The 25,700-nt window shown below is 47.8% G+C and carries 17 protein-coding genes; 8 read left to right on the forward strand and 9 right to left on the reverse strand.

Annotated features, from left to right (window positions below; genetic code table 11):
• Position 1: 1 nt before the first annotated feature.
• The 4 genes from IYN85_RS18490 to IYN85_RS18505 all read right to left on the reverse strand — a co-directional run bounded on the left by IYN85_RS18490 (position 2) and on the right by IYN85_RS18505 (position 6,863).
• A complete protein-coding gene (locus IYN85_RS18490; RefSeq protein WP_196160415.1) occupies positions 2-1,597 on the reverse strand; it encodes an ABC transporter permease subunit in 1,596 nt (531 codons plus the stop codon).
• On the reverse strand, positions 1,594-2,478 hold the full coding sequence (locus IYN85_RS18495) for an alpha/beta hydrolase (protein WP_196160416.1): 885 nt from the start codon (positions 2,476-2,478) through the stop codon (positions 1,594-1,596). Before IYN85_RS18495 ends, IYN85_RS18490 begins: the two co-directional genes overlap by 4 nt.
• 729 nt (positions 2,479-3,207) lie before the next feature.
• Positions 3,208-4,536 carry a deoxyguanosinetriphosphate triphosphohydrolase gene (locus tag IYN85_RS18500; protein ID WP_370592229.1) on the reverse strand — a complete coding sequence of 443 codons (1,329 nt, stop codon included), beginning with the start codon at positions 4,534-4,536 and terminating at the stop codon, positions 3,208-3,210.
• A gap of 17 nt (positions 4,537-4,553) precedes the next feature.
• The gene (locus IYN85_RS18505) at positions 4,554-6,863 is read right to left on the reverse strand and encodes a hybrid sensor histidine kinase/response regulator (RefSeq protein ID WP_196160417.1); all 2,310 of its coding nucleotides are present in this window, start codon (positions 6,861-6,863) and stop codon (positions 4,554-4,556) included.
• Between the two features lie 195 nt (positions 6,864-7,058).
• Between IYN85_RS18505 and radA the strand changes: the two genes are divergently transcribed.
• From radA to IYN85_RS18520, 3 genes are all read left to right on the forward strand, one after another.
• Positions 7,059-8,444: a DNA repair protein RadA gene (gene radA, locus IYN85_RS18510; protein WP_196160418.1), complete on the forward strand. Its 1,386-nt coding sequence runs from the start codon at positions 7,059-7,061 to the stop codon at positions 8,442-8,444.
• A 97-nt stretch (positions 8,445-8,541) separates the two neighbouring features.
• Complete coding sequence (locus IYN85_RS18515) at positions 8,542-8,871, forward strand: hypothetical protein (RefSeq protein WP_196160419.1); 330 nt, start codon at positions 8,542-8,544, stop codon at positions 8,869-8,871.
• 708 nt (positions 8,872-9,579) lie between these two features.
• Positions 9,580-10,314, forward strand: a complete 735-nt coding sequence (locus IYN85_RS18520) for an ABC transporter substrate-binding protein (protein WP_230390838.1) — start codon at positions 9,580-9,582, stop codon at positions 10,312-10,314.
• Positions 10,315-11,379: 1,065 nt separating this feature from the next.
• Here IYN85_RS18520 and IYN85_RS18525 read toward each other — a convergent pair.
• On the reverse strand, positions 11,380-12,114 hold the full coding sequence (locus IYN85_RS18525; RefSeq protein WP_230390839.1) for an ABC transporter substrate-binding protein: 735 nt from the start codon (positions 12,112-12,114) through the stop codon (positions 11,380-11,382).
• 431 nt (positions 12,115-12,545) lie between these two features.
• Positions 12,546-13,280: an ABC transporter substrate-binding protein gene (locus IYN85_RS18530; RefSeq protein ID WP_196160420.1), complete on the reverse strand. Its 735-nt coding sequence runs from the start codon at positions 13,278-13,280 to the stop codon at positions 12,546-12,548.
• Positions 13,281-14,585: 1,305 nt separating this feature from the next.
• On the opposite strand from IYN85_RS18530, the gene IYN85_RS18535 reads away from it, so the two are divergent.
• On the forward strand, positions 14,586-14,852 hold the full coding sequence (locus tag IYN85_RS18535; RefSeq protein ID WP_196160421.1) for a hypothetical protein: 267 nt from the start codon (positions 14,586-14,588) through the stop codon (positions 14,850-14,852).
• A 439-nt stretch (positions 14,853-15,291) separates the two neighbouring features.
• On the opposite strand, the gene IYN85_RS18540 is transcribed toward IYN85_RS18535, so the two are convergent.
• Complete coding sequence (locus tag IYN85_RS18540; RefSeq protein ID WP_196160422.1) at positions 15,292-16,377, reverse strand: serine hydrolase; 1,086 nt, start codon at positions 16,375-16,377, stop codon at positions 15,292-15,294.
• A 110-nt stretch (positions 16,378-16,487) separates the two neighbouring features.
• Between IYN85_RS18540 and IYN85_RS18545 the strand changes: the two genes are divergently transcribed.
• A complete protein-coding gene (locus IYN85_RS18545; protein ID WP_196160423.1) occupies positions 16,488-16,952 on the forward strand; it encodes an Lrp/AsnC family transcriptional regulator in 465 nt (154 codons plus the stop codon).
• A 777-nt stretch (positions 16,953-17,729) separates the two neighbouring features.
• Complete coding sequence (gene cyaB / locus IYN85_RS18550; protein ID WP_230390840.1) at positions 17,730-18,332, forward strand: class IV adenylate cyclase; 603 nt, start codon at positions 17,730-17,732, stop codon at positions 18,330-18,332.
• A 277-nt stretch (positions 18,333-18,609) separates the two neighbouring features.
• Here the strand turns inward: cyaB and IYN85_RS18555 are convergent, their stop codons facing one another.
• Complete coding sequence (locus tag IYN85_RS18555; protein WP_196160424.1) at positions 18,610-18,978, reverse strand: MazG nucleotide pyrophosphohydrolase domain-containing protein; 369 nt, start codon at positions 18,976-18,978, stop codon at positions 18,610-18,612.
• A 160-nt stretch (positions 18,979-19,138) separates the two neighbouring features.
• On the opposite strand from IYN85_RS18555, the gene IYN85_RS18560 reads away from it, so the two are divergent.
• Both IYN85_RS18560 and IYN85_RS18565 read left to right on the forward strand, forming a co-directional pair.
• Complete coding sequence (locus tag IYN85_RS18560) at positions 19,139-20,125, forward strand: LacI family DNA-binding transcriptional regulator (RefSeq protein ID WP_196160425.1); 987 nt, start codon at positions 19,139-19,141, stop codon at positions 20,123-20,125.
• A 101-nt stretch (positions 20,126-20,226) separates the two neighbouring features.
• Positions 20,227-21,003 (forward strand): ABC transporter substrate-binding protein, encoded by a 777-nt coding sequence (locus IYN85_RS18565; RefSeq protein WP_196160426.1) that lies wholly within the window; start codon positions 20,227-20,229, stop codon positions 21,001-21,003.
• A gap of 44 nt (positions 21,004-21,047) precedes the next feature.
• On the opposite strand, the gene IYN85_RS18570 is transcribed toward IYN85_RS18565, so the two are convergent.
• On the reverse strand, positions 21,048-25,370 hold the full coding sequence (locus IYN85_RS18570) for a glycosyl hydrolase (protein WP_196160427.1): 4,323 nt from the start codon (positions 25,368-25,370) through the stop codon (positions 21,048-21,050).
• Between the last annotated feature and the right edge of the window lie 330 nt (positions 25,371-25,700).

The raw sequence follows: 25,700 nt of genomic DNA on the forward strand, positions 1-25,700 counted from the left end.
ATTAATACTCCCGACCCGCTGGCTGCAGGCGAACCTTGCGTAAGTACAGCCAGGAAATGAGCGCCAGCAATACAAAGATTAACGTAAATAGGGTTGACGCCAGCGAGTACAAACCAAAGCCCGCGCCTCGGGTATAGGCGTTACCAAACGCCTGGCGATTGGCAAAGCTGACCAGTAAATCAACGTGACTGGCCAACGGAACAGAGCCGGGTATTTCCGGCGTGCCGAAGGTCAGCTGGTCCACCAAACTGAGGTCATTAAACGCGGTGGCAAAGGAAATAATCAGCACTGGTGCCAGAGGCAGGAATGCCAGAGGTAAGGTGATGCGCCGAAAGCTCTGGCGTACACCGGCACCTTCGAGTCGGGCAGCTTCGTAAAGTGACACTGGAATGGATTGAATAACACCCAGACAGAGAATGAACATGAACGGCATAAACATCCAGAACTGAACAATCAAAAATTTCACGCGAGACAATACCGGGTTGAATTGCCAGTCCAGTTGAATACCAAACAGTTGGTCGATGACCGTAAACACCGGCCCGCCGGGTAGTAACTCCCCCCAGGGGGCCTGATTCGTCGTAAATATCCAGAAGAACGCGTTAATCACCGAAAAAGCAGGAAGTGCGTAGCAGGCAACGATAATGAATTTGTACCATTCACGTTCCCGAAGCGCTTGCCAATTCAGCAGCGATGCCAGAATCAGGGCAATAACAAAACTGCTGCATACAGTGAAAGCTGCGGCGAACACAGACCATCCCAGGACCATGGCGATGACTTTGATCTGGTCCAGGTCGGTCAGGATGTCCACAAAATTTGACAGGTTGCTGGCTTTCAGAAACCCTGGCGACAATACCTGGCCGATTGCTTCTGGGTCTTCACTTTCGGTGACCAGAAACTGTCCGGTTTCGAAATTAGCCGTGACCACATTGCCGGTTTCGTTATCGTTGAACTGGGCGTGAGACACCTGAGTGAATCGTGGGCTGCTGGGCGCAAAAGATCGTAGTTTGTGTTTTGTCAAAACGTCACCGGCTGGACTCACCAAGGTCAGTTGGTCGAGCAGAGCGCGTTGGCCAACGGCGAACTTTCGGTCAAAGTGATCCGATGGGATCTCTTCTGTGACTACCAGATCAAACGTGGTTGGCGCAGCCAGATCCAATGGCACCGGTTCGGTTGTCTGCAACCATAGATCATCTGCATTTAAAAACAGATAAGCTTGCTCCTGATCGATCCAGCCATTCACAGCAAACTCAGGTGCGTCATCGGCCACAAAGGTTTGCGCAGTCAAATAAGGGACGGCTCGCTGGTACGATAACTTATTGGACTCACTGAGGTTGGTGAACGACAGACTCACCACATACACGACGGGGACTACGATGATGACTACCAACGCAGTCATCGCCGGTACCACAAAACGATAGTTATAGAGTTTTGGGTGGAAATACACCACCGCAATAATGACCGCAATCAATAATGCAAGGCCAGACGCAAACGCCTCCTGCACGCCCCAAAAGAACAGGCCAACCAACAGCGTGGCAATCAACGCAAGGGTCACACTCAAGTAATAAACACCGCGTATAAACAGGGAACCGATTTTCATTCTTTTGTATCCTCTATAAACGCGGCGTCGTTCATCAGCCAGTTGATGGCATCGGGAAAACGGCGCGCCCAAGCGGCTTCGATGTGGTTGCCGCCGTCGATGGCTACTTGCAGGTCATAGGGAATACGCCAACCCTTAGTCTGTAACGCTTCTACCGTGGCGACAAAGTCGCCGGTTGGACCTTCGCCGTACCCGAAATCCAGCCATAATTTAACATTGTGCTTCCAGAATAATTCATCCGCCGTACGCTTCATCCAGCGATTATTCCAACTGGTCGAAGGTGACATGATTAACGCCGCACCGAAGGTATCCGCATGTTGCATGGCCAGGTAAAAACTTAATACCCCGCCATAAGACGAACCGCCCACAAAGGTGTGATTAGGCCCTGTCAGTAGGCGATAGTGCTGGTGCAGGTAGGGCAGCAGTTCATCGGTTAACATTGTGGCGTATCGTTCTGCGCCGCCTCCTTCTTCTATTCCATTTTGAATGACGCGTTCTGGCAGATATTCGTCGTGTCGTGTTTCTGTGCTATCAATGGCAACCACCACAAGGGGCGCAATCTGTTGCTGGCGGATCATTTTTTCCAGTGTTTCGTCGACCCGCCATTCCATGCCCTGATGAGTGGATGTGTTGCCGTCAAACACATTTTGACCGTCCTGAAGGATTAACAGCGGATAGGCTTCTTGACTCGCATCATAGCCAGGGGGCAAGTAAACCCACACTCGCCGATGGTCTTTTAATAGCGCGGATTCAAATTGAAAGGTGGTGACGTCACCAGTACGGTAATTACCGGGCATGAAAATGCGCATGGCGAACAAGCCCACAGCACAAGTTAGCAGTATTGCCGTAATCCAGCGGCGACGGTAGGTGAGGTTCAGCATGTAAGTTCCTTGTGCCATTCTCAAGTTGGGCGCGTTTGCATAGTAAGCAAAGGTAACACGCCCGGGCAGATTGAATTGGCAAAAGGACTAACAGCAGCAAGCGAATGATACTTGTTTAAGTGCAACCCAAAAAATCCGTCGAACGATAGGGCTGTCCATCACCAGCTCACTTGCTCACGCATCGCTGTTTGACCAATCTGTGAGACGTGAATAGTTCTACTGCTTGTTTGCAAGGCAAAAAAACAGCGCCACTCGTCGCACTTTCGAGCATGAAATAGTTCACAAAATAAAGTTTTAGCGACGTAGGCGTAAATAACCGTTCCGTCGCATCTGCTTTGGCTGACATAACGAACACTTCGCAACGGATTCAAGGGCATGGATGCCCTTGCAAGCGCCGCGCGTGCAGGGACGCACGCTCAAGCGACCGTTCGACGAAAGTGTCCGTTATGGAAGAAAACCAAAGCGGGCGACAGAAGGGGGTGCAAGGGGATCTCCCCTTGGAAAGAAAAATCCTCCGCGAGATCCCTGCGTTTAGAGCCTCACCATAGTCGCCGGACCGGATTCTTCATAACAAGGAATGCACGTTTAAACCACGTTAAGGCTCTTCTCGAAGTGAAAATTTACAAGCCATTTCAAGAGTCAAGTGGGATACCCACCCTGGAAAGAAAAATTTTCCAGAAGACTCATGCTTCGAGAAACAAATTAAACAGCAAGTCGTCAGACCGGTAACTAACCGGGGCTGGAAATTTGCCGGGCGAGATACAGCGCGTAGTTGTCTGTCATACCGGCGATGTTATCGACCATGCGCTGGTATATTTCGTACTGACTCATGTGTTCGCTTGGGGCTTCACCGGCCATCAAGTCGAAAACCCGTTTGGTACGGTAGGTCAGTTGTTTTTTATCGCGTTTTTGATGGAATTCAAAACCGGCTTCAATAAACGTTTCTAATAGCGTAGAGAGCACGGTGTAGGCGCCGATTTCAGTTTCTGTTTTCTGTACATCCATAAAAACTTTATTGACTGCCAGTGCTTTTGCACGTGCAATGCCATTGCGCACGCCGTCTGGACACGCAGATATCAAGTCGCCGTTGAATTCGCCACTTAGAATGTCATCCATATGGGCAACAAAGGTATCCACCACGGCATCTATGATGCAGCCAATGGTTTTACTGCGCAGTGCTGACAATTGACGCGCTGGTGAAACATTGCCGCTGTTATCCAACGCCAGGACTTTAGTGCCCTGAATATCGAGGAAGATTTCCTCGACCTGCTCGAATTCCAGAATGCTGAGTTCAACGGCGTCTTCCAGATCGATTAGTGCGTAACAGATGTCGTCTGCGGCTTCCATCAAATAACTCAATGGGTGCCGCGCAAAGCGACCATCTGGTTTTTGGATCAGGCCGAGCTTATTCGCCAGCGCCTGTAGAATGCGCAGTTCACTCTGAAAACAGCTGAATTTTCCCTTTTCGCCCGCTTTATCTGCCGTCCATGGATATTTAAGCGACGCCCCCAACGTAGGAAAGGTTAACCGCAAACCACCGTTGTAGAGGTGGTATTCAACCTGTGACAATGTGCGAAAGCCTTGCGCATTGCCTTCGAATTTTTGTAGGTCGCGTTTTTCAGAATCCGTCAAGCCAGAAAGATACATTTGTGTATCGTTGCGTTTAAACCAGTCCTGTATAGCGTATTCTCCGGCATGGCCGAACGGTGGGTTTCCAATGTCATGAGCCAGGCAAGCAGCCTGCACAATAATACCGAGATCGTCGGGTTGAATTCCTGATGGCAACTGTTCTTTTATTTCTTCGGCAACGCGAATACCCAGGCTGCGACCGACACTGCCCACTTCCATGGAATGGATCAGCCGGTTGTGAATGTGGTCGTATTTGGCCAGCGGGTGAACCTGAGTTTTTCCACCCAATTTGCGGAACGCACCAGAGAACACGATGCGATCATGATCTTTGTGGAAATGGTTGCGCCCCAGATCATCCAGCCCGAGCGCTTCGTGACCATGGCGTTCCGTGGTTAAAAGCTGTGGCCAATTCATTTTAGGGTTGCTCACGATTCACTCCAATTCAGTCATGATGATGCAATAGGTTGTTGATGATAAAGCTGATTCAACGCCATGGCTATGCTTTCCCGGGTAATCGGTTTGCTGATCTGGTCATCCATGCCCGCAGCTTCTATTTTTTCCTGGTGACCAGCATACGCATGTGCAGTCACCGCGATAATCGGTTTGGCAGGCAAATGTTTGGCTAACTCAATTTCACGAATTTTCAGTGAAGCCGCATAGCCGTCCATGACTGGCATTTCACAATCCATAAAAATGCAATCAATGTCTTCGTGATTTTCAAAGTAAATGTTTACCGCCTCCATGCCATTTTTGGCTGACTGACATTGGTGGCCAAGTTTTTTAAACAGCCCGGCAATAACCGTCAGGTTGACGTCGTTATCGTCAACGACCAACACCTTTAATGAATGATCGGTTGCATAAACCGACATTCTGGCGGGTTGATTCATTTCCGTTGCCGATGCCGGAAGGCAGATTTTCACTTCAGTTCCGACATTCTCCTGTGAGTTCAGACTAATTTTTCCACCCATCAGCTCAATCAGGCTACGGGCAATATGCAAACCTAAACCGGTGCCGGTACGCATTTCCCTTGCGGTATCCTGCACCTGCACAAAGGGCGCGAAAATGGATTCCAGTTTTTCACTCGGAATGCCACGGCCCGTGTCTTTGACAATGACCGACATTTTCCCTGGTTCAAAATCAACTGCGATCTCTATGCTGCCTTGCGCGGTATACTTAATCGCGTTACCGACAATATTGAATAGCACCTGTCGCAGGCGAGGACCGTCGATTAACAGCGTGTCAGGCGTTCGTTCTGAAATGTCTGTGATCAGCGTTAATGACTTCTGCTTCAGTTGCGCCTGCAACGTCAATTCGACCTGATGTATTAAGATTTTAATCGGTGTTGGTTCTGGCGTGATCTTTACGCTGCTGTTTTCCAATCGGGAAAGGTCAAGCAGGTCATTAATTATGGTCAATAAAGATAGGCCACTGTGAAAAATGGTGTCATTCAGCTTATGTGCTTCGGCGGTGGTCAGGTGCGATTCCAGTAGTTGACTGGTTCCAATAATGCCGTTCATTGGTGTACGGATTTCATGCGATACACGGGTAAGTAAGTCGGTTTTAGCATCGCTTTCGGCCAAAGCCCGAGTACGCTGTTGCTGTAGACTGCGGATACGAAACCCTAACGACCAGGCCAGAACGAAGCTCTGAATCGCAAATGCTGCTTTGAGGATCGGCCAGAAGGCTGACAGATCAATGGGCAATACATTGAATAAGGTCAGGACGACAATAAAAGCCAAGGCACTCCACAGTGTCCAGGAATAAAAATAAACCAGGGCTAGTTTGTCGTGAAATTTGATGTAGCGGATTAATGAAATGATCGGTATGACCAGAAAAACGGCGGCGGCGAGTAATCCGCCAAATACTAAAACCGGATAGTTCCAATAAACAAGGCGGAACAGAAAAATTAGAATACCCAGTACCATGGTCAGGTATAGACCGTAGCGCGCAATAGGGAATTGCCGCAGATTAAGGTAAAGCAGCGAAAAGAGCGCGGCTGAAGCAGACACCAGGCCAATACTGCCCTGACCAATGGCATACACTGCGTTCGGTTGATTTGGCAAAAGAAACCATAAATAACCTTCGGTGAAGCTAAAAAAACAGACGGTGCTGAGGACGAACAGGCAGTAACCGACATAACTGGTATTCCGCGTACCCACCAATAACACCAGGTGATACAGAAACAGTGTCATCAATACGCCATAGAAAGTTATTTCGGTCGCGGATTCGTGGAGCCTGGTTTCCAACGCACGCTCCATCGTGGTGAGTTTGCCATTTAGGTCGGCAAAGCCATTGTGAGTAAGCCTTAGGAAAATTTGTGCGTGACTGTATGTCGGTATGGTCACTTTTGCGTTAAGCCTTGGCATGGCGATGTCACGCCCTTCTTTCAAAGGCAGTAATGCGCCAATGCGGAAGTTTTGCAACCCTTGCGAGGTGCTCACCCAACCCTCGACGAAATTCAGTCCCCGGTTGTTGAGCTGCAACAGCCAGTTTTGAGTGTCAGTCGGGTTGTAGACATCAATCTTCAACCAACGTGTTCCGTGTACTATCCCGAGATTGCCATTATTGGGCTGTAACGGTGTCCATTGACGATCGGTCAACTGTTCAAAGGTGGTTAATTGTTCCAGCTCGCCGTTTACCAGAGCGAGCTGCTCGATATCGGCGTCGAACAGGTTGTCCTGATCAGGGTTCAGACGCAGTTCGGCAACGGACATCATAGGTAACAATAAAAGCGCAATGAGCAGGAAACGCAGCATAATTCCGTCATTATATGAGTGAGTTTAAATAGGTTTCACAGCTACTTTGGGCTGCAAGGTGTACTTTTGCTAACCACTAGAGTGTAGCTTTAATTGGTTGAATGCGCCTTTTTCACCATCACCTGGTACTTAAGCCTTGAACCCCGCGTGTCAGTTCGCTATAAAGGCAGCACTTTTTTACTGGATAGATGAACAGTGGCCAAACCTAAGATTCAGTTTGTATGTACCGACTGCGGCGCCGAATTCAGCAAATGGCAGGGCCAGTGCGCAGAATGCAAAGCTTGGAACACGCTCAAAGAATTCAAAGAGGCCAAAACACCGGCAGGGCGCCCTAACTTTACCGAAGATTCCCGTTTTAAAGGCTACGCCGGTGCGCATTCCCAAGTGCAATCGCTCAGTGATGTAAATCTGGACGAACAGGCTCGGCTTGCTACGGGTATAGGCGAGTTTGACCGTGTACTAGGGGGTGGACTTGTGCAGGGCAGTGCGGTGTTGATAGGCGGCCACCCGGGTGCCGGTAAAAGTACCTTATTACTGCAAACGCTTTGCCATCTGGCCAAACAAACGCCGGTGTTGTACGTAACCGGCGAAGAATCGGTTCAGCAGGTTGCGTTGCGGGCCAAGCGCCTGAATCTGCCTCGTGACGACCTGAAAATTCTTTCCGAAACGAGTGTCGAAAGCATTACCGAGATCGCACGGGAGCTGGCGCCTAAAATTTTGGTTATAGACTCCATTCAAGTGATGCACGCACCTGAGATAGACAGTGCGCCGGGCAGCGTCTCGCAAGTGCGAGAATCCGCCGCCTGGTTAACGCGCTTTGCCAAGCAAACCGGTACGGTTCTGATTCTGGTCGGGCATGTGACCAAAGACGGCTCCCTGGCCGGTCCGAAAGTGCTGGAGCACATGATTGATGCCTCTGTGATGCTGGAAAGTTCCGGGGATTCGCGCTTCCGTACTCTGCGCGCGATAAAAAACCGCTTCGGTGCCGTGAACGAACTGGGTGTTTTTGCCATGCTCGACACCGGGCTGAAAGAAGTGAAAAACCCCAGTTCGATTTTCCTGAATCGCTCAGACGAAGCTTCTTCTGGCTCAATTGTTACCGTGGTTTGGGAAGGCACCCGTCCGATGCTAATCGAATTTCAAGCGCTGGTGGACGGCACCACCATGGGACACCCTCGACGGGTTGCCGTCGGTTTGGATACTAATCGCTTGAATATGATGCTCGCTATTCTTAACCGACACGGTGGCGTGTTTACCGGCGACCAAGACGTCTTTATTAATGTGGTCGGGGGAGTACGAGTGAATGAAACCGCCGCCGACCTTGCCAGCGTCCTTGCTATTTTATCGAGCTTGCGCGACCGCCCGTTACCAATGGACTGGGTTGTCTTTGGGGAAATCGGATTAAACGGTGAGGTACGCCCAGTGCCAAATGGACAGGAACGCATCGTTGAAGCGGCGAAGCATGGTTTCAAGAAAGCCATCGTGCCCATTGCCAATAAACCCCGCAAACCCATAGACGGGATCACCGTGATACCGGTTAAAACGTTGGATGAAGCATTGCAGCGGCTGCGCGAAGATTAAGTTCTGTGGTATCAAGTTCGCTCACACAAAGTGCGTGTAACTGGGAGCAACGTGAAGTTCGGTTTTATGGATATATAATTCAAGAGGAAATCCGTTAATGAAATTTAGATTGCTGCACTTAGGGCTAGGAATTCTTGTTGTGCCCGTAACGTACTTTTACGTGTCGGTATACCTTGGGGATCTGGACCCGGTTTGGAAAGATTTTTTTCCTGTTTTGATTTCGACCGTTCTGGGTTTTGGGTTGGCGATACTTTATGCTGAACTTTTTGTTAAAAAAATTATTAAGCATTATTGGCTGGTAACGATGCTAGTCGGCTTAGCTGTGATGAGCATATTGTTTCTTTTAAATTTGGATGAATTTTATTTGATTGATCCGTTGATTTTTAATCTGGCTTTCGTTTTGTTTGCCTACAGCTATAAAAGCTAAGTCCTCTTTGAAATTGGTGAGTCAAATTAATGGATTTTATGATATTGCCTGAAGTTAATTACCATTGTCTTTGCATTACCTAATCAGAATGCAGGTTTACGCTTGGTAGATTCATTATAAAGTCGCAAGCCAGGTAATTCAGGTGCAGCAGTGAATTTGGTTCTCTCATCGCAGTGCTACTTAGGGCAACTCTGAATAATTCAAATCACCTCAGTCCTATCAGATCGAAGGATGAGCAAGGCGTGTGTTGCAGGGAATGGTGAGGCATTTTTTAAAATACACAACGATGTTCAGTCGTCAAACTGAAGGAGCCGAAGGGTGGGGCTGAATACATGCGAACTTCAGACTCAAGACACTAGTTTTTTGATTCGCTTTTACCTTCAGAAACCTGTATTGAAAACTATTATTTGTACTTTCTTAAATCGCGCGTATGCCTCGACCAAAATTAAATAATTAAGAATTTTGACAATATTGAAGAGGCGAAAAAAGTTTTAGTAGAATCGACAAAGACGCGACGAACTCTTTCCAAATATTCCTACGAGAAATTCGTCTCGAAGTAGCGTACATTATTGGCATGTGCGTCAATTTGGTAATATGGTTTTTGAAAAAAAATAGCCCCTATTTTTTGTAAAACGGGACCTTTAGACTAAAATTTATTCTCGCATTAGTCACAATTCCGTACTGATGCACTGCCGTGGAGTACAGGTAATGATTCGTATTTTTCGCATGCTAAACCTCTTCTTTTTTATTTCTTTTTTTTCCTCTCAATTATACGCAGATAACTTCAAGATGGCCGTTGGGCTTGCCTTGCCACCGTATGTTATTCAAAATGGCAATACAGGTATGGAGATGGAAATTGTACGCGAGGCGCTGGCATTAAAAGGGCATACCGTAGAACCAGTCTACCTGCCGTTTGCTCGCGTTCCTCTATCTCTCAAAGAAAAATCAGTTTCCCTCGCCCTAACAGTGAATGAAAACTCTGGTTTGAGCGATATCTTTTATTCAGACTCCCACATTACCTATCAAAATGTTGCAATCACATTAGCTAAAAACAACCTAACCATAAATTCGTCATCCGATATGAAGGATATGTCAATACTTGCCTTTCAAGATGCAACCAAGTATTTGGGTTCTGACTACGCATCAATGGCTCTCAAGAATCCTGATTACCAGGAAAAATCTCAACAAGATGCACAAATTCTGATGTTGTTTTCAAACCGAGTCGATACAGTTGTGATGGACATAAATATCTTTAAATACTTTCGATCGCTGAATGAAAAAGTGGATACCAGCCTCGATGTAACTATTCACAAGATATTTTCACCCAGTCTCTATAAAGTTGGTTTTTTGAGTGAAACTATCCGGGATGAGTTTAACGATGCGCTAGCACAGTTGAAAGAAAGTGGAAGATACGACGAAATTATTAGCGAGTACATACAGTAAAGAGCATTATGCTCTGTTCTGAGTGACAGTTCTAATTCTAGTCTCCTGAGTTAGAAGTTCGAATGAGTTCAGCGCGCCATTCAAGTTCTTTAGCTGGGCGTGTCTCGCGGTCAATGGTTATTCCATTCACAAGAGACAGAACGAAACTAGAGAGCCTGAATGTCGCGCCCGAAGGGCGCTAATGGAAAACACTATTACGGCGTTGCTCTGCTTGAAAAGATCTCGATATTCTCTACAAATAGCGCCTTATACTAGCGCCTCCCATTCGTTCTGATACTATACGAACTTCCGACTCAGAACACTAGCAACTCAGATTAATTCAAATCACCTCAGTCATCGATCTGCAGGACCCGCTGAGGTAGATCGCCGTTATTCGGATAAGTCCCGGACAATGAAACGCCTTCAGACAGCGAGGGCGTTTTTTCTATCGCTTCCTTGCAAGCCTAAACGAAGTAGAACTGGCTCTGATCGTTGGTGGTAGCATGGATCTTCCGTGGCTGATGCCTAGCTTCTTTGCCCATGCCTGGTAACTCACCCTGTCCTGAAAATGGTCCAAAGTCAGGTCGCACATCACTGCTGCGTTACTTTCATTTATGAGTTTGAATTGTAGCGCTATCTTAAAAAACTATCTTACGTTTTTGTCAATGTGTCAGTGCAACCGCCTAAAATTATGCACCGCACTTATGTCCAGTAATACGGAATTATCTATGCGCGATACATACTTCACTTTTTTCTACGATTGATGGACCGATGCAGGTTTCTTAAGGTTTAAAAGGCTCACCCGTTAATGAAAGGAGGTCGCGCGTGGTGAAATTCGATAATGCAGAGGATATAAAAGGCTGGATAAAAAGAGACTCTCTCTGAGTGTTCGAAGTGACGGGTCGCTTGGAGTGAAGGCTTGATTGAAACGAATTGATCGGCTTCTATAAGTTGCTAAGCCCCACGTAGTTTGTCGTACCTAAACTTCGTGGGGGCAATTTGTTCGAGTCATTTTTAATGAAGCACAATAATGCTCAAATCTACAATCAGAAGGACCCTGAGGGCGTTCATATATGTCCTAGTGCCTCACATATGCTGAGCCATAATTGCGTCGATATCGATTTTTGTCAGTCCTTCGTTAAATACATCCTTCCATCTGTTGCCATTCGGTGTGTTCTTGAAAGCAACAAATAGTTCTTTGTCAACGAGAAGCTTGTCGTTCATCTTTACTTTCCCCACGGCGGGGCTGAGTTTTGGATCATTCTTCAATAGGTAATCTAAAACGTTGCTGTCGATTACAGCCATGTCAATGCGCCCAGCAGAAACCTTCAGGACATTTTGCGCATCAGACACGACAGACTGTGATTTGATAGAACCATTTGCAATCATAGCGTCGAGCTCTTCGGTGTTCACATAGTCTTGAACAACGCCTATGCTGTAGTTCTTTAGGTCATCCATGCTGCTCCAAGAAATTGGTTTAGATGAATTTTCAACAAACCCAAGGGGACCAACACCCATTGGGTTTGAAAAAAGAAATTCATCAGATTCATAAAAGTATTCTGGGAAATATCCTTGGTACTTCTCATCATTCGTCGCCAATGAAACTGCGCGTGACCATGGGAAGAATTCTACAACCAGTTTATGACCCATGGCTTCAAATGCCGCTTTTGCAACCGCGACTGATGCGCCTTGGCTTGCAAGCTCCGCACCTGCATATGGCTGCCATGCAAGTGAAGTTAGGTAGACTGTTTCGGCTCTCGTGACGGATGTGGATAGAAGTAGTGAAGTCGTTATAGAAAGCATCAGTAAGATCTTCTTCATTTTTTTACCTTTGGTGTCAATGTATGTAATTCAATAAGTTAGTACAGTTTAAATAGAAGTAAAGGAAGGTGTTATGTGTGCGCGCCTTGACCGAGTGGAAATCGCTGTTCTGTTGAGTGATTTTCATCAATTCTTGTTTCGGTTGTGGTTTATCATGAATCATGGGGCATTTGTGTATCAATGTGCATCACGCTAACGAGTGATGGTATTTTTCTGGAGGTTTCCTCGCGCGGGTGAATGGTTACTTTAAAAATACGACCGCAAAATGAAGTTTGGTTAAGATGGCTTTGTTTGAGTGGTCTCAACAGCTTGTAAGCCGCTTTGATGCCATAAAATAGTAAATATTATTTTATAATTTCAAGTGAGTTTAGTATCTATGCGTGACATAGGGCCTAATCCATGGCACCTATGGTTACGCAATGATTTAGGTATCAGTTACCCGAGAAAAGAATCTCTTCATAACGTCCACTGTCAACTAGCATTTTAAGGCCTTTTTCAAAGTCTGCTGCTAGTTTTTTGCCTCTGTCGTTGTTTGAAAAAACCGCGTGCATGTTGGTTTCTACCAGCGGCTTGTCTTGAAACGTGACCAGTTGGGCTTGCTCTTCGGAGCTTAAGTTTTGCTTAATAATTTGAGTGCCTACCACTTCATTCATCGCAAAAGCGTCAATGCGTCCTGCCAGTAGTTTTTTCAAGTTGGTGAGTTCATCTTTAACTAGCTGTATGGTTACCCCATTTCCTTCCAGTAGGTCTGTGTCGCTATAGCCAATCATTCCACCAATACTGTATTTTGATAAGTCGCCGTAGTCGGTCCACGAGAAGTTTGTCCCTTTTTTATACCAAAATATGGATCGGTTAACGATCAGCGCCGTGCTATTGAAAATGATCTCATTGTTACGCTCGTCGGTATAGCTCCAGGGATAGGTTATATCGGTTTCACCTGCCTTTACCGACTCATAAGCTCGCTTCCAAGGAAACACAACATAAGTGACATCGTGGCCAACAAGCGCAAACGCCTCCTTAACAATTTGATCGACTAATCCTTTACCATCAGACGTGTTATAAGGCACCCAGTCGTTGTTGGCTACCTTAATTTGATCCGCAAAAGTGAAGGTGCTTGCTACCAACAGTAAACCTAGGGCAATTTTTTTTGCTATTGAATATTGCATTACTACTTTCCTCGAATAAGTCATTGCCGAGCCATAAAAGTTTAGTCTATCTACCTTTTAAATCGAGATTTTAAAAAACTTTCTATTTGCTACATGAGCACGGTATGCGTAGCAAAAGGCGGAATTAAAACTTATCTATTTGAATAGCTTTTGATCTAAGCCGTTGATTTTTAGGGTGTCTATCTTTTACTGCGACTGAATTGAGGTCTTTACAAACCATTACAAAAATGTGGCATGAAGTTTTAGTTGTTACCAAGGTCAATGCCCATAACAGCGGCAAAGAGTGAGGCGTGTACTGAAGGGAATGGCGAGTCCTTTGCAAATATAACGAATATTGCCTGCAAAACTTACTTCGACATATGCGCATTTCTTCACCCACTGAGGTAGATGGCAGTAATTCAGCGGTGCTCTAGATTTAGGTCTGTAGTTTTTATGCAAAAGTTGCGTCAGTACAAGGTGTTTTACCTATTCGTAGTGCGTGGCGATACATGCCCTACCTGTGGGTGTTTAAATGGATTACTTCTTTGATATCTTCGGGGCAATCGGGCTGTTTCTAAAAGCACATCCCTGTGCATTTAAAGAACGGTATTGCATCGTAACTTTAGCGCTTTGGCTTTTAACTAGGCTACGCGCCGAGTGCTTTGAACTCTGCGCAGGTATTTTGAGTGCTGCGACTTACCGTCCTTCAATTTCACAATACAAGGTAGACTGCGGTTTTTTTGAAGGGTTTGGCTATTGGTGAATCATAGAGCGGTTGTTTACCCATTGTTGCAGACCCTCATGACCAGAATACCCCCAATGGAAAGTATCTTCCGAAGAAGTGAAACTGGGAAAAAGTACAATGCTGGAACATGCGAATACGGCAGGGAATGTGGTCTTTTTCACTGTATTTCCTTTTTTGTATGTCGATAGACGAAGTTGGCAAATGCGCTGCATGACGGATTCATTTCACATTCAGCTTGTTTTTTAAACGACGAATGGGTGGTCAGTACCTCTGATTTCCATCCGCGGCAAGTAACTATGGCTAAATCTGATATGCGTAGTTTAGAAGTCGAGTGTTTAAATTCTATGACACCTGTGAAAACCAAAAAAAGAAACTGGATTTCTTACAAGATATACCTATGACCTCTTTGGTAAGTGAAAACCCCCCAGCCCTGTAGGATCGAATCATGAGCGAGGCGTATATAGCAAGGGATGGCCCTATATGAGTGCGCCCATATAGGCGCTAGGGGTTCAACTGGATGTTGCGTTCGCGCGTTCATCTTTCAGTCAGGTAAGCATGAATGCCAGGTCAAGGTGTGATTTGTGCTTGGATATCTGTGGGTTGGTAATATTGCCAAAGAAACTGGCTCTTTTAGACTGACAGTTGAGCACGTTGGGAAGTCACTCTGGACAGTTGTCTGGTTGAGTATCCATTATGTCGGTAGGATGCATTTGTTTTACTATGTTGTTATTGCTGAAATGGTCATCTACGTGTGCATTCAACGCAGTCTTGATGGCAACTTTGGTTGGCAATTGACGGAAGTCGTTCATATCGGCTTCCGTCTTAGAGAAATTAGCGATTTCACGTGATGATGCTTCGAGATGTCCCCCATTTCCATGCTAATTATTAACTATTGCAGGCAATGCTGATCAGCAGCTACGCCAATTTATCTACAAGCTCAGGGGGTAAAGTGTATTCAATGCATTCCTCTAAATTATTGTCGTTCATGATCAAGTTATTAGATGTTGCAGTCAGCTTAACGAACTTCTCCTGCGTTTTTTATTTTGACAATTCGTTCTAATTGCCAGGCGCTAAACAGGTAAGTTTATTTGGAGTTGGTATTTTCATTTGCCATGTAACTCTTTTACAAATAATGCGGTTCACCTCGCATATTGCCAGATATCGAGTTGGGTGGCGTTATTGTTAACACTCAGATTTGTCCTCACCGCTTTTTTGGATTAACTGTGCTGTTCGAGAGCCATATGTAAGTAAAAATCGTAGGCCGCACGAGGCGGCCAGCCTGTTTTCTTAACGGTTGTCCGACAGAATGATTTTCAGGATCTTTGACAAGGCTTGGGTAAATGCCTCATCGTCACTGCGGTTTATGTGAAAAACCAGGGTCGTGTTTTTTGCCGGTATGTAAAACGCAGCTGTCAGGTATCCGTCTACACTGCCGGTGTGCCCATAGATCCGAGCCCCGGTTTTGGATTCCAATACTTCAACGCCCATGCCCTGATACTTGCGTTCCTTTTCGGTGATCAATTCGGCTCGCATGCGGTTACCGATATCCAACCACTGACCGTCATCTGCAAATAGCTGCCGTATCCAGTGAGCCGTCTCCTTGGCACTGGCATACATACCACCGTCCGGTCCGGTGTTTTCCTGGAAGTTGTAATTGTCTTCATTTGCGTCCAGCGGTGAGCCGTAGCCGTGAATGGTGTCGCCTGGCGGAAACGCTTCGTCGTAATAGGTTTGGGTTAGTATGGTAACGTCAAATATGCGTGTTTTGAGCAGGTCGTGCAGTTTCTCGCCGGTGGCAGCCTCAATGGCCAGTGCCAATAAATGGTAGTTGGTGTTGGAGTAATAGAAGTTCTGGCTGTTGGTCTGGGTGGCTTCCAGTCCGCGAATGGCGTAAAGCACGAGGTCCGGAGTAATCGGGTCTGTGCGCGTCCAATCCTCCAGATAGAAACGTTCGGTGTAGTAGTCCGGAATACCCGTCGTATGGTTCATCAATTGGCGCAATGTCGGGTCCTGGTTGGCGGGTAGCTTGGCCATAATATCGTCAGACAGGTAATCAGACACCGGCGCATTTAAGGACAATGTCCCGTCTTTGACCAACGTAAGTGCCAAAGCGGCCATGTAGGTTTTGGTGACACTGCCCAGTCGCAGTGTCGCGTTAACGTTCATTGAACGTTCGGTTTGCAGTTGCTCTACGCCAACGGCTTTTTCATAATTGGCACCCGGTGTGTCGAGCACGAGAATGGCACCGGGGATGTTCGATTCAATCAGTTCATTGAGTACGGCATCCAATTGCGCGTCGCGGCTTTCGCTTAAACAACTGGTGAGCAGTGCCGTGGTAGCGGCAAAAAATAAAATTGATAATGGTGATCGCATAACGTCTCTCCTTGCGTTTTTTTGAGCGCAAAGGCTAGCATGCAATCAGAAACGAATTTCGGCTTTTAACGGCGTATCTGCGTGCGTTTTCGCCAGGGAAGTGACAGAAAATGATGAAAAACGTCAAACTGGATTCTTTTGACATTGCCATCCTGAATGCGATTCAACGAAACAATCAGGAAAGCTGCAATGCATTGGGGGATCGTATTGGTCTTTCCGCATCGGCGGTTCGCCGCCGGATCAAACAGTTGCATGAACAGGGCGTTATTGCACAGGATGTGTCGATTATCGACAGTTCTGATGTCGGGGTGAAACTGGTGGTCAACGTTTCTTTTGGCCAGGAAAGTGTCGAGATATACCAGGCATTCGATCATCATGTCGCAAATATAGCTGAAATTAAACAGGCGTATCACGTCTCTGGCGAAACTGACTACGTGTTAATTGTTCAAGGTCCAGATCTGTCCTGGTATGAGGAATGGAGCAAGGCAACGCTCATGGCGTTGCCTTACGTAAAGCGCTTCAGCTCGCAGGTGGTGTGGAGTTGTAAAAAATTTGATACCAGTGTGGCGTTGTAACTTTTTTAATAAAGACACTCAGTCCATGCTCTTCTTGAAAAGATCTCGATATTCCCTACGAAGAGCGCCTTGTACTAGCACTTCCCATTCGCTCCGAAACTGCACGAACTTCCGACTCAGGACACTAGGGCACCTCTGAACAATTATCATCTACCTCAGCGGGTTAAGAAATGCGCAAAATTCGAGGCAAGTTCTGCAGACATTATTCATTATCTTGGCAAAGGAAATCCATAACAACGAAATTTGCCAATTCAGCCTCGCTCTCACGGTCCTTCAGATCGATGACTGAGCATTGTGGTGTGTTTTGAAGAGGACTCGCCATTCGCTGTAACACATGCCTCGTTCATCCTTCGATCTGAGAGGATTGAGGTGATTTGAATTCATCAGAATTGCCCTAGTTTAATCTTCACTCCTCTCAATTGAAATTTGTTCCTTCCCAGTCTGCGCTGAACTCTTGTGCATATCCTGTGTTTGATGAAACCAAGATGGCGTTTCTCTTTGTTAATAGTGATTTGCACGGAGTTAAGTGGTTTGTTGAACCGTTTTTATCACTCCGGGCTGAAAGGTTGTCGTCTCATCGTTAGAAAAGCTGACATATCTGACAGGTGTATTTGCAACAACGTTACCGTCTAATGTGTATATTGATGATTTTGTGATCCAGTTCTCATAATGACTCGTTACCGGCGGTATGGCGTTTTGGAAATGGCCAGCCAGCTTCTCCTGAGTCAACGATTGGATCTGTCTGTCTTAAATCGATGTTTTGAGAGGGGAGCGGGAATGGCTGCAGTGAAGGGGACGCATTTTAACGGTCAATTTGAAGTCGAATTAAAATATCGGCTGTCATCAAAAGCTAAATTCCTGCAGACACTCAGTACGATCCCACATGAGGTGTTGATCTGGGAAAACATCGATACCGATTGGTATTTTGATACACCGAGTCATTCGCTCAAACGGGAACATAAAAGTTTGAGTATCCGTGAAACGGAACCTTCTGGGTTTAAACTCTGGATAGCAAAAGGACCCGAGCCCGAACGTTGCGAGGCGACCGATATTGCCAACGCAAAAACCGCTAAAAGTATGTTGAAAACGTTAGGGTATGAGGTCGTTCTGGTGGTAGAAAAGATACGTAGTATTTACTTCATTGGACCCTACCACGTGACATTAGATTATATCGAAGGGCTTGGGTATTTTTCTGAATTTGCAATCATGACGCACAATGTGTCCAAGTTTGCTATTTATAAACAAGAACTTGAAGCGTTGGCACTCCGATTTGGGCTAGGCAATGAACATCTTGAACACCAGTCTTATCAAACTTTAATTGCGAATCAGCGGTCAGCTAATCCGTCAGAAAAGGTCGCGTTAGCGGACACTGTCCAGTAATTTTCAGTCCCACGCCACTTCAGTTCTATTCTTCGGCAACAATCGTCTGTGCATTGCCAACAAGGTGCTACTGAAACGAAATCTAATGCGCTCGCTAAGAGGGCGGCTGAGCCCGCTTTGCTTTACCCAAAACCCTGAACAAGTCTTGTAACCCAAACTCAGATTTACGTGCAATTAGGGTGATAAATATGGGGAATCTCAGGTGCCGAGTGCCGGGGTTTTTTCCTTTTTCAACGGCAGAGGTTGACGGATGATGAGCGCAGTGTATTACCCCAATTCAGGTGTTCTCTTCCATCTGCAACCGCTGCTTTTGTTTCGCTTTGATGTCGACCCAGGCTTCACCACGTTCGATTCCACTCACCCGTTCTTCAAATTTTTGAATGGTGCGTGCGAGTACATTGTCAGCTGAAATTTGGTGTTCGTCGTCGAGGCATAGTAACAGGTTTAGATAATTCCACAGGACATCACCCAGTTCTTCCTCGAGATGTGGCCGCCGCTGCATGCCGAGTTCCTCTTCAACTTCGGTTACTTCCTGTTTTAACGCGTTGAAGTAGGTCGGTGAGCCTTGTGCCCAGCTGTTGGTGGCGTCAAAACGGTGCTTGCGATGGACCAGTGTTAGTAGTGTTTCGAATTGGCTTCCGTTCATGGTGCTCTCCGTTTGTGTTGTCACCAATAGGGTAACGCGATTCGTCGCCAAAAACTCAATGCTCTTTGTAGCCTACCAATTTAGGGAGTGTCGCCGTAGGAGAGTCTTTGCTATATTCGTCAAAAAACAATAATGAAAGCGCTTTCATCGGAGTGTAGTAATGCCGACCATTTATGACGTCGCCAAGTTGGCGCAAGTGTCAGCTATGACCGTGTCCAGAACCTTGAATACGCCAGAAAAAGTACGTCCAGAGTCCCGTGCCAAAATCGAAGCAGCCATTGCGAAGTTGGGATATCGGCAAAATCAGGCTGCCCGTGCTTTGGTTTTACAGTCTACGGGTATTGTGAAGTTGCAGATGTCCGCCGGTTTGCGCGGCAACCATCTATATTTCAGTCAGTTATTTTCCGGAATCACCGATGTGCTCAGTCAACATAAGCTGGCGATGTTAGTGACCGACCATCATGAACATACGGCAGCCTGTGACGGAAAAATCATAATGGGGCTGACCCGCGAAGCACAGATGGCATTAACGCCGTCAAAAACGCCCAAAGTTTTGTTTGGCAAGGGGCCGGATTGCATTGATTGGATTGATGTCGATAACGAACGTGGCTGTCGGCGGGCAACGGAACGAATGCTGTCACTCGGGCATGAGCGCGTGGGCTTTTTTACCTTTCCCAGTACCGAGCCATTTATTAAAGAGCGCGAAGCCGGGTACCTCCGCGCGATGCAGGAGGCGGGTATTACTGTGCAACCCAACTGGATTGTCACCGCGATGAATAACAGTGTCGAAGCTGGGTATAGCAGCGGTCGTGCGTTGTTAAATCAACGGGCGGTCACAGCGGTTGTTTGCTGTTCGGATCATGTTGCTGTCGGGCTGGCGCAAGCGGCTTACGATAGCCATGTGTCTGTGCCCGAAGAGTTATCGATAATCGGGTTCGATGGTGTCGGTCAGGAGCGGATGGGTAAACCCATATTGGCCACCATGCGCCAACCGGTGTTTGACATCGGCCGATGGTTGGCGAAAACGTTAGTGCAGCGCATAAAGCAGGTTGGCGATGCCGCCCCGCAACATCAGATGGTGACGCCAGACATTTTGTTGAATGATTCCACCGCACCACCGAAAGCCATACTTTGGCGCAGCGACTAGTTTAAAGTTCAGCTGAGCGCACAGCAGCAAATGTGAATAAGCAAATGGTTGGTATTGGACTAAACTCGGTTCCTGATGGAAGGAAAATCGAGGGCAGGGCGATGCAGATATTTCAGCGCGTTGTGTTCAGGGTTGTGTGGCTGGTCGCGTCGTTGCCGCTGACGGTGGCAGCGGAATCTTTAAACCTGATGACCACCGAGTTACCGCCCTATAGCTTTGCTCAGGACGGCAATACGCAAGGGATATCAACCGATATACTCAGGCAAGTGCTTGCGGAAGCGGGGGTCGGCAAGGGAACCGAAACCATAGATCTGTTCCCCTGGGCGCGCTTATATAAGACGTTGCTGAACGACCCCAATACTTTGGCGTTCAGTCTGGCTCGAACGAAAGACCGAGAACCGTTGTTCCAGTGGATCGGCCCTATCACGACCATGAAGATTGGATTAATCGCCAGTAAGGACTCACACATTGTGATTGAGTCAATGGATGATCTGTACGAGTTGCGCATCGGCATTCAGCCGGAATCGGCACCGGCACAGCTGTTGATGTCGCAGGGCGTTCCCGTAGAGTCGTTTGATTATGCTTCCACTGCGGAGCAAAACCTGAAAAAACTGCTCAGTGGACGTATCGATGTCTTTGGTTTCAGTTTGGACTCTGCCTGGTACATCATGAAGCAAATAGACATGAACCCTCAGGATTTTGAAGCCGTTTATATTCTCAGTGAGGTTGAACTTTATTTTGCCATGAATGCGCAAGCTGACCCCGTCTTGGTCGGCAAACTCCAGCGGGCACTGGAAAAACTTAAACAGGGCCGGGCCGGGCAGCCGAGCCCTTTGGAGCAGATTATTCAACAGTACGTCGGTATTCGCAGCCAGTAAAAAAAAGCGCCCGGAGGCGCTTTAAGGTTTGTTGAATAGCCTGCTTACGGCATCAATACGGTTAAGGTGGTCGAGTCTTTCGCACAGTTGCATGCGTTGTCCCAATAGGTGATGTTGTAAACCACCGTATCGCCACTCGCCAATCCTGTAATCCTATATTCGTTTCGGGTTCCGGTTTGGATCATACGCACATTTTGTTGCGCGCCCCCATTGCGCCAATAGTGCACGTCAGCCCACGCGCTCGTGTTGGCATAGATCAATACTTGCGAAGAATTCTCAATAACAGCTCCGAACGGATCTTCCGTGCTCACTGCACATCCGTTAGCGTCGACCGTGGTTCCCGCCGGTGTATTCGGGCACAGGTCTTCATTGTCGATAACGCCGTCGTTGTCGCTGTCCTGAGGCGGTTCCACGGTGCAGCCGACGTTGTCCACTGTATCGCCTGCTGGCGTGTTCGGACATTGGTCTTGAGTGTCGTCCACGCCGTCGTTATCGGAATCCGGCAACGGATCGCCGCCAACGATAGTTTCAACTTGCACGCTGTCTTTGACACAGCCACAGTCTGGGTCCAGATAGGTAAACCAGAAGCGGATCGTATCGCCATTCACGAGACCGTTAATCGTCCATTCGTTGCGGCTACCCGTTTGAATCATGCGAACATTCTGCTGTGCGCCGTTGTTCACCAGGAAATGAATGTCTGCCCAATCGGTTGTGGTGAGGTACACCGTCACCTGGTCGTCCGATAAATCGGTAACGCCCCAGGTAGTACCGATGACTTCACATCCATTGGCATCGACAACCGCCCCGGGTGTCGTGTTTGGACACAGGTCGTTGTCATTATTTACGCCGTCACCGTCATCATCGCCAATTACAATGATTTCACATCCGTTTGTGTCGACTGTGGCTCCGACGGGCGTATTCGGACACAGATCTTTCGAATTTGCCACACCATCATTGTCATCGTCTAAGACGGGGCCGGACTGGTAGGTGAAATTCGCGGTTGCTGTATCTTTTACGCAGGCACAATCATCATCCAGGTAAGTGAAATAAACACTGACGGTATCGCCATCCTGCAGGCCACTGAGCGCACGTTCATTGCGGCTACCCGTTTGCACCATGCGTACGTTTTGCTGAGCACCGTTGTTAATGCGGTAGTGGGCATCCGCCCAGTCACTGCTGTTCAGATACAGTACGGCGTTCCCATTGTCATTCGATTCAAGTCCATACGGCAGCACTGGACATCCGTTTGCGGTCACCACGGTACCAGGAGTGGTGTTTGGGCAGGCATCAAGATTGTTAGCGACGCCATCATTATCGTCATCACCGCAACCCTGTTCGTTCACTGTGCTTCCCGCGACCGATGCAGGGCAAAGATCGGCGGTGTCCGCCACACCATCTTGGTCGGTATCGGTACAGCCTTGCGCATTGACGGGGTTACCGGCAGGCGTGTTCGGACACAGATCTTGGCTGTTGATCACACCGTCATTATCATCGTCATAAACCGCACAACCGTCGGCATCTACTGCTTGTCCGGGCGGCGTATTTGGACATAAATCATCGGTATCCGGCACAGAATCCTGGTCACGGTCAGCGCACCCCGTCGATGTGACTGGCACAGGCGGATTGAGCTGTTCGGTATTCGGACATTGGTCCACGTTATCAAACACACCGTCGTTGTCAGAATCTGGGCAACCTACCGTGTTAACCTCAGCTCCGGTGGGTGTGGCAGGGCACAAATCATGGTTGTCGAAGACGGTGTCGCGGTCGGTATCCGGGCAGCCTACCTCGTTCACAGTTTCGCCTTCGGGCGTGTTCTCGCATTGGTCAACACTGTCGTATATTCCATCGTTATCTGAGTCAGTTCGAACAATGATCACAGGTTCACCCGAGCCTTGCGCGAAGCTTTTCGGCGGTACATCGACCAAGCCCATTGCGTCGCTGAATTTCAGTGTCTTGACGCTGTCAGTGGGGTTGTAGCCGACGTAGGTTTTTACGCCATTGTTGTTGAACACCGCTCCCAGAGTGTGATCGATCGGGCGAATGGAAAAGTCTGGCTGGCCAAATTGTTTCAGCATCTGCAAGTGCTGGTAGGTGTGCGCACGGGATTCGCCAAATTCGATGCCCAGCGCCGGGTCGACGCCATTGATCGGATCATCAGAAATGTTTTTGTCTTTCCAGTTGGCAATAGCCGCATCGACATCGGCAAACGCCAGATATTCGTTAACGATATCCTGCCAGCGCACCTTAACCTGTTCTTTGTTAAACAGTCCGTTGTCACCGTCCCAGTTGGCGTACTCGGTCCAAATTGCATCGTAGTTGCGCTGCACAAACTCAGGATCTTTGCCGAGGTAAAGTGACGCACCGGTAATGGGTAGCATGTTGATGCCGTGCGTTTGAATAGGATCTTCTGTCCACCAGGTTGTGTGGTCATAACCGCCCCCCCAGACCCTGGAAATTTCTTCATTTGGGTAATCTGGGTGACCTACATCGCCATACAGGTTAAACCAATATGTGTTGGCGGCCTCCACCTCGTGACTGTACAGGTAAATGCCGAGATCGCGGATCGTTTTATCACCGGTGGCTTCGCCCCACAAAATGAGCCCGGCCCAGGCATTGATACCCTCTGAACTGGCTTCGTTATTGTTGCCTTCCGGGTAGTAGCCATCTTCAACGTATGGCACAGTGCCAGAGGCCCATGAATGGCCTTCGTATACGTCAAAATTGCGTAGGAACGGGTAACGATTGCTGTCGCGATCAGCTGTGGCAATGTCGCTAATCAGTTCTTTGACCATGCCACCCCAGTTGCTGTCTTCCGCCCATTGGGCGTCGCGCATCGCAATTTGCGCGGCAGCGTTAATCCAATAGCCGTAATGGAAGTGGTGGTCGTTGAGGTCGGTATCGGTATCGTAACTTGACGGATAACCGATGAGCGTGCCCCAGTTTTGATCGTAGTAAAAGTAATTGTCTTCCCGATTTTTGTTGCCATCGAACCAGAATTCTAATTGGGCTTTCAATGCGTCATACATGGTTGTTGTGATGTCCAACAATTCCGGGTTGTTGTCATCAAGGGCATCCGAAATTGCAACCAAACCCGATAATCGATTCAGGTTTTTACCCATCCAGTAGGTATCGTATCCGGTATTGCCACCGTCGACACCTGGCTGAATAAACTGCGGCTCCAAGCTATAGCCGTAGCCGTAATAATCGGTTAAGTGTTTGGTCAGCATGCCTACCGATTCAGCTGTTTCCGGCATAGGCAGTTGCGGCAAAATACCGTGGAATGGCATGACTGTGGTGAAGCCGTTCCCGACGATGGTTTTCATTTCACCCCGCACCGAATCGTAACTTGACGCGTTGGCATCAGTGGTACTGTGTCGCCATTGGTGTGGCAACAACGCCAGCACACTGCCTGTGTTGGTGCTTTCGGGTTTGTTGTCTGTGGTCACACGGTATTGCGTGATCACTTCCGCATTGTTTTCATCGTATTGCCAATCAACTCGGGTGTCGGTCACAAAGTTGTAGGCCACTGCGTGAAACTGGTTCCAGGTTTCGGTACTGCCGTCAGGCAAACCGGCAACCGACATGTAACCTGTATCGGTTGGAAAATCGATGCTCAATTGATTGCTGCTGTGCGTGAAGTTCGCAACGTTCGGATAAAATACACCGTAGTAGTTAAACTCGTTGTCGACCGGGTCGAGTACGCGTATCAGTGCTGCAGAACCTTGTTGGTAAACGACCTCTTTAACGCTGGCATTGCGCGCCAGATTAATAACGGCATCGGTACCGGAAAATGTGAAGTAGGCAAATGGCAAACCATGACCGATGGTGATGTCCATTTCGGCATCGCTGTCGGCCATGACAATGTCATAGGTCCAATCGCCGGTGCTGCGTAAGCGGGCGTCATTTGCGGTTAAACGAGTACCGTTCACAACCAGATCGACATTGCCGTTGTGATTGCGTCGGACACTCGTTTCGCCCATGGCATCAACCGGACCAATCACTTCTGGTGGCATGGACACCTCAAAACCTTGAGCGCTGGCTTTAAAACTTAACGGATGCGCGTGCAGTGCCTTGGAGTATTGATCTACGATTAAGCTGGATGCCCAATCGTTGCTGGGAATCGGGCTGTTAAAATCACTGGTCACATAGGGGTTCTGGGGTGGTGAGCGATCTGCACGATCGCCCTGGACCCAGTTGAATATTTGACTGCCGACCCGTTCCAGGCTGACAGCGCCCTGGCCAATCTGTTCGGTTGGCCAATCTGCAGCAGACGCGGCTTGCAGCGTTATCGCCGCAGCCAATACCGTCAGTCCGCTGATCTGCGCGCCTTTTGTGCGCGCCGATTTTTTTGCGTTTTTGTTATTCATCGTTGCCTCTGAAGCATGCTGTTTGCGTGAGCGCCGACCAGACCAGGTGCCTGTCAGCGTAAAGGTGCCGCTTTTGGCTTTTTAATTTTTTTGCGCCAAAAATGAGCCTTTTTCAAACTATCACTGGATCGAACATCATGTAAGCGGTTACATAGACTAGTTTTTCATATCGTTGAGTATGTTTTCGATACCATTGCACAGTTGTGCAGTAATGCGTAATGGTGCAAACCATTGATTTTAAAGGGTTATATTGTGGTTTTGGCTTTCTTTATAGGACCAATCGGTTTCCATTAAATTGTTACAAAAGTGTGCGTCGGTCGAGATTTGAGC

Origin of the sequence: Reinekea sp. G2M2-21, from assembly GCF_015687175.1 — a bacterium.
Classification (GTDB): Bacteria; Pseudomonadota; Gammaproteobacteria; order Pseudomonadales; family Natronospirillaceae; genus Reinekea.

Coding starts and splice junctions, on each gene's coding strand:
- IYN85_RS18515 (WP_196160419.1), top strand. CDS start 8,542: ATGAAATTTAGATTGCTGCACTTAGGGCTAGGAATTCTTGTTGTGCCC.
- IYN85_RS18545 (WP_196160423.1), top strand. CDS start 16,488: ATGATGAAAAACGTCAAACTGGATTCTTTTGACATTGCCATCCTGAAT.
- IYN85_RS18570 (WP_196160427.1), bottom strand. CDS start 25,370: ATGAATAACAAAAACGCAAAAAAATCGGCGCGCACAAAAGGCGCGCAG.
- IYN85_RS18525 (WP_230390839.1), bottom strand. CDS start 12,114: ATGAAGAAGATCTTACTGATGCTTTCTATAACGACTTCACTACTTCTA.
- IYN85_RS18520 (WP_230390838.1), top strand. CDS start 9,580: ATGATTCGTATTTTTCGCATGCTAAACCTCTTCTTTTTTATTTCTTTT.
- cyaB (WP_230390840.1), top strand. CDS start 17,730: ATGGCTGCAGTGAAGGGGACGCATTTTAACGGTCAATTTGAAGTCGAA.
- IYN85_RS18560 (WP_196160425.1), top strand. CDS start 19,139: ATGCCGACCATTTATGACGTCGCCAAGTTGGCGCAAGTGTCAGCTATG.
- IYN85_RS18540 (WP_196160422.1), bottom strand. CDS start 16,377: ATGCGATCACCATTATCAATTTTATTTTTTGCCGCTACCACGGCACTG.
- IYN85_RS18555 (WP_196160424.1), bottom strand. CDS start 18,978: ATGAACGGAAGCCAATTCGAAACACTACTAACACTGGTCCATCGCAAG.
- IYN85_RS18565 (WP_196160426.1), top strand. CDS start 20,227: ATGCAGATATTTCAGCGCGTTGTGTTCAGGGTTGTGTGGCTGGTCGCG.
- IYN85_RS18530 (WP_196160420.1), bottom strand. CDS start 13,280: ATGCAATATTCAATAGCAAAAAAAATTGCCCTAGGTTTACTGTTGGTA.
- IYN85_RS18495 (WP_196160416.1), bottom strand. CDS start 2,478: ATGCTGAACCTCACCTACCGTCGCCGCTGGATTACGGCAATACTGCTA.
- IYN85_RS18490 (WP_196160415.1), bottom strand. CDS start 1,597: ATGAAAATCGGTTCCCTGTTTATACGCGGTGTTTATTACTTGAGTGTG.
- IYN85_RS18505 (WP_196160417.1), bottom strand. CDS start 6,863: ATGCTGCGTTTCCTGCTCATTGCGCTTTTATTGTTACCTATGATGTCC.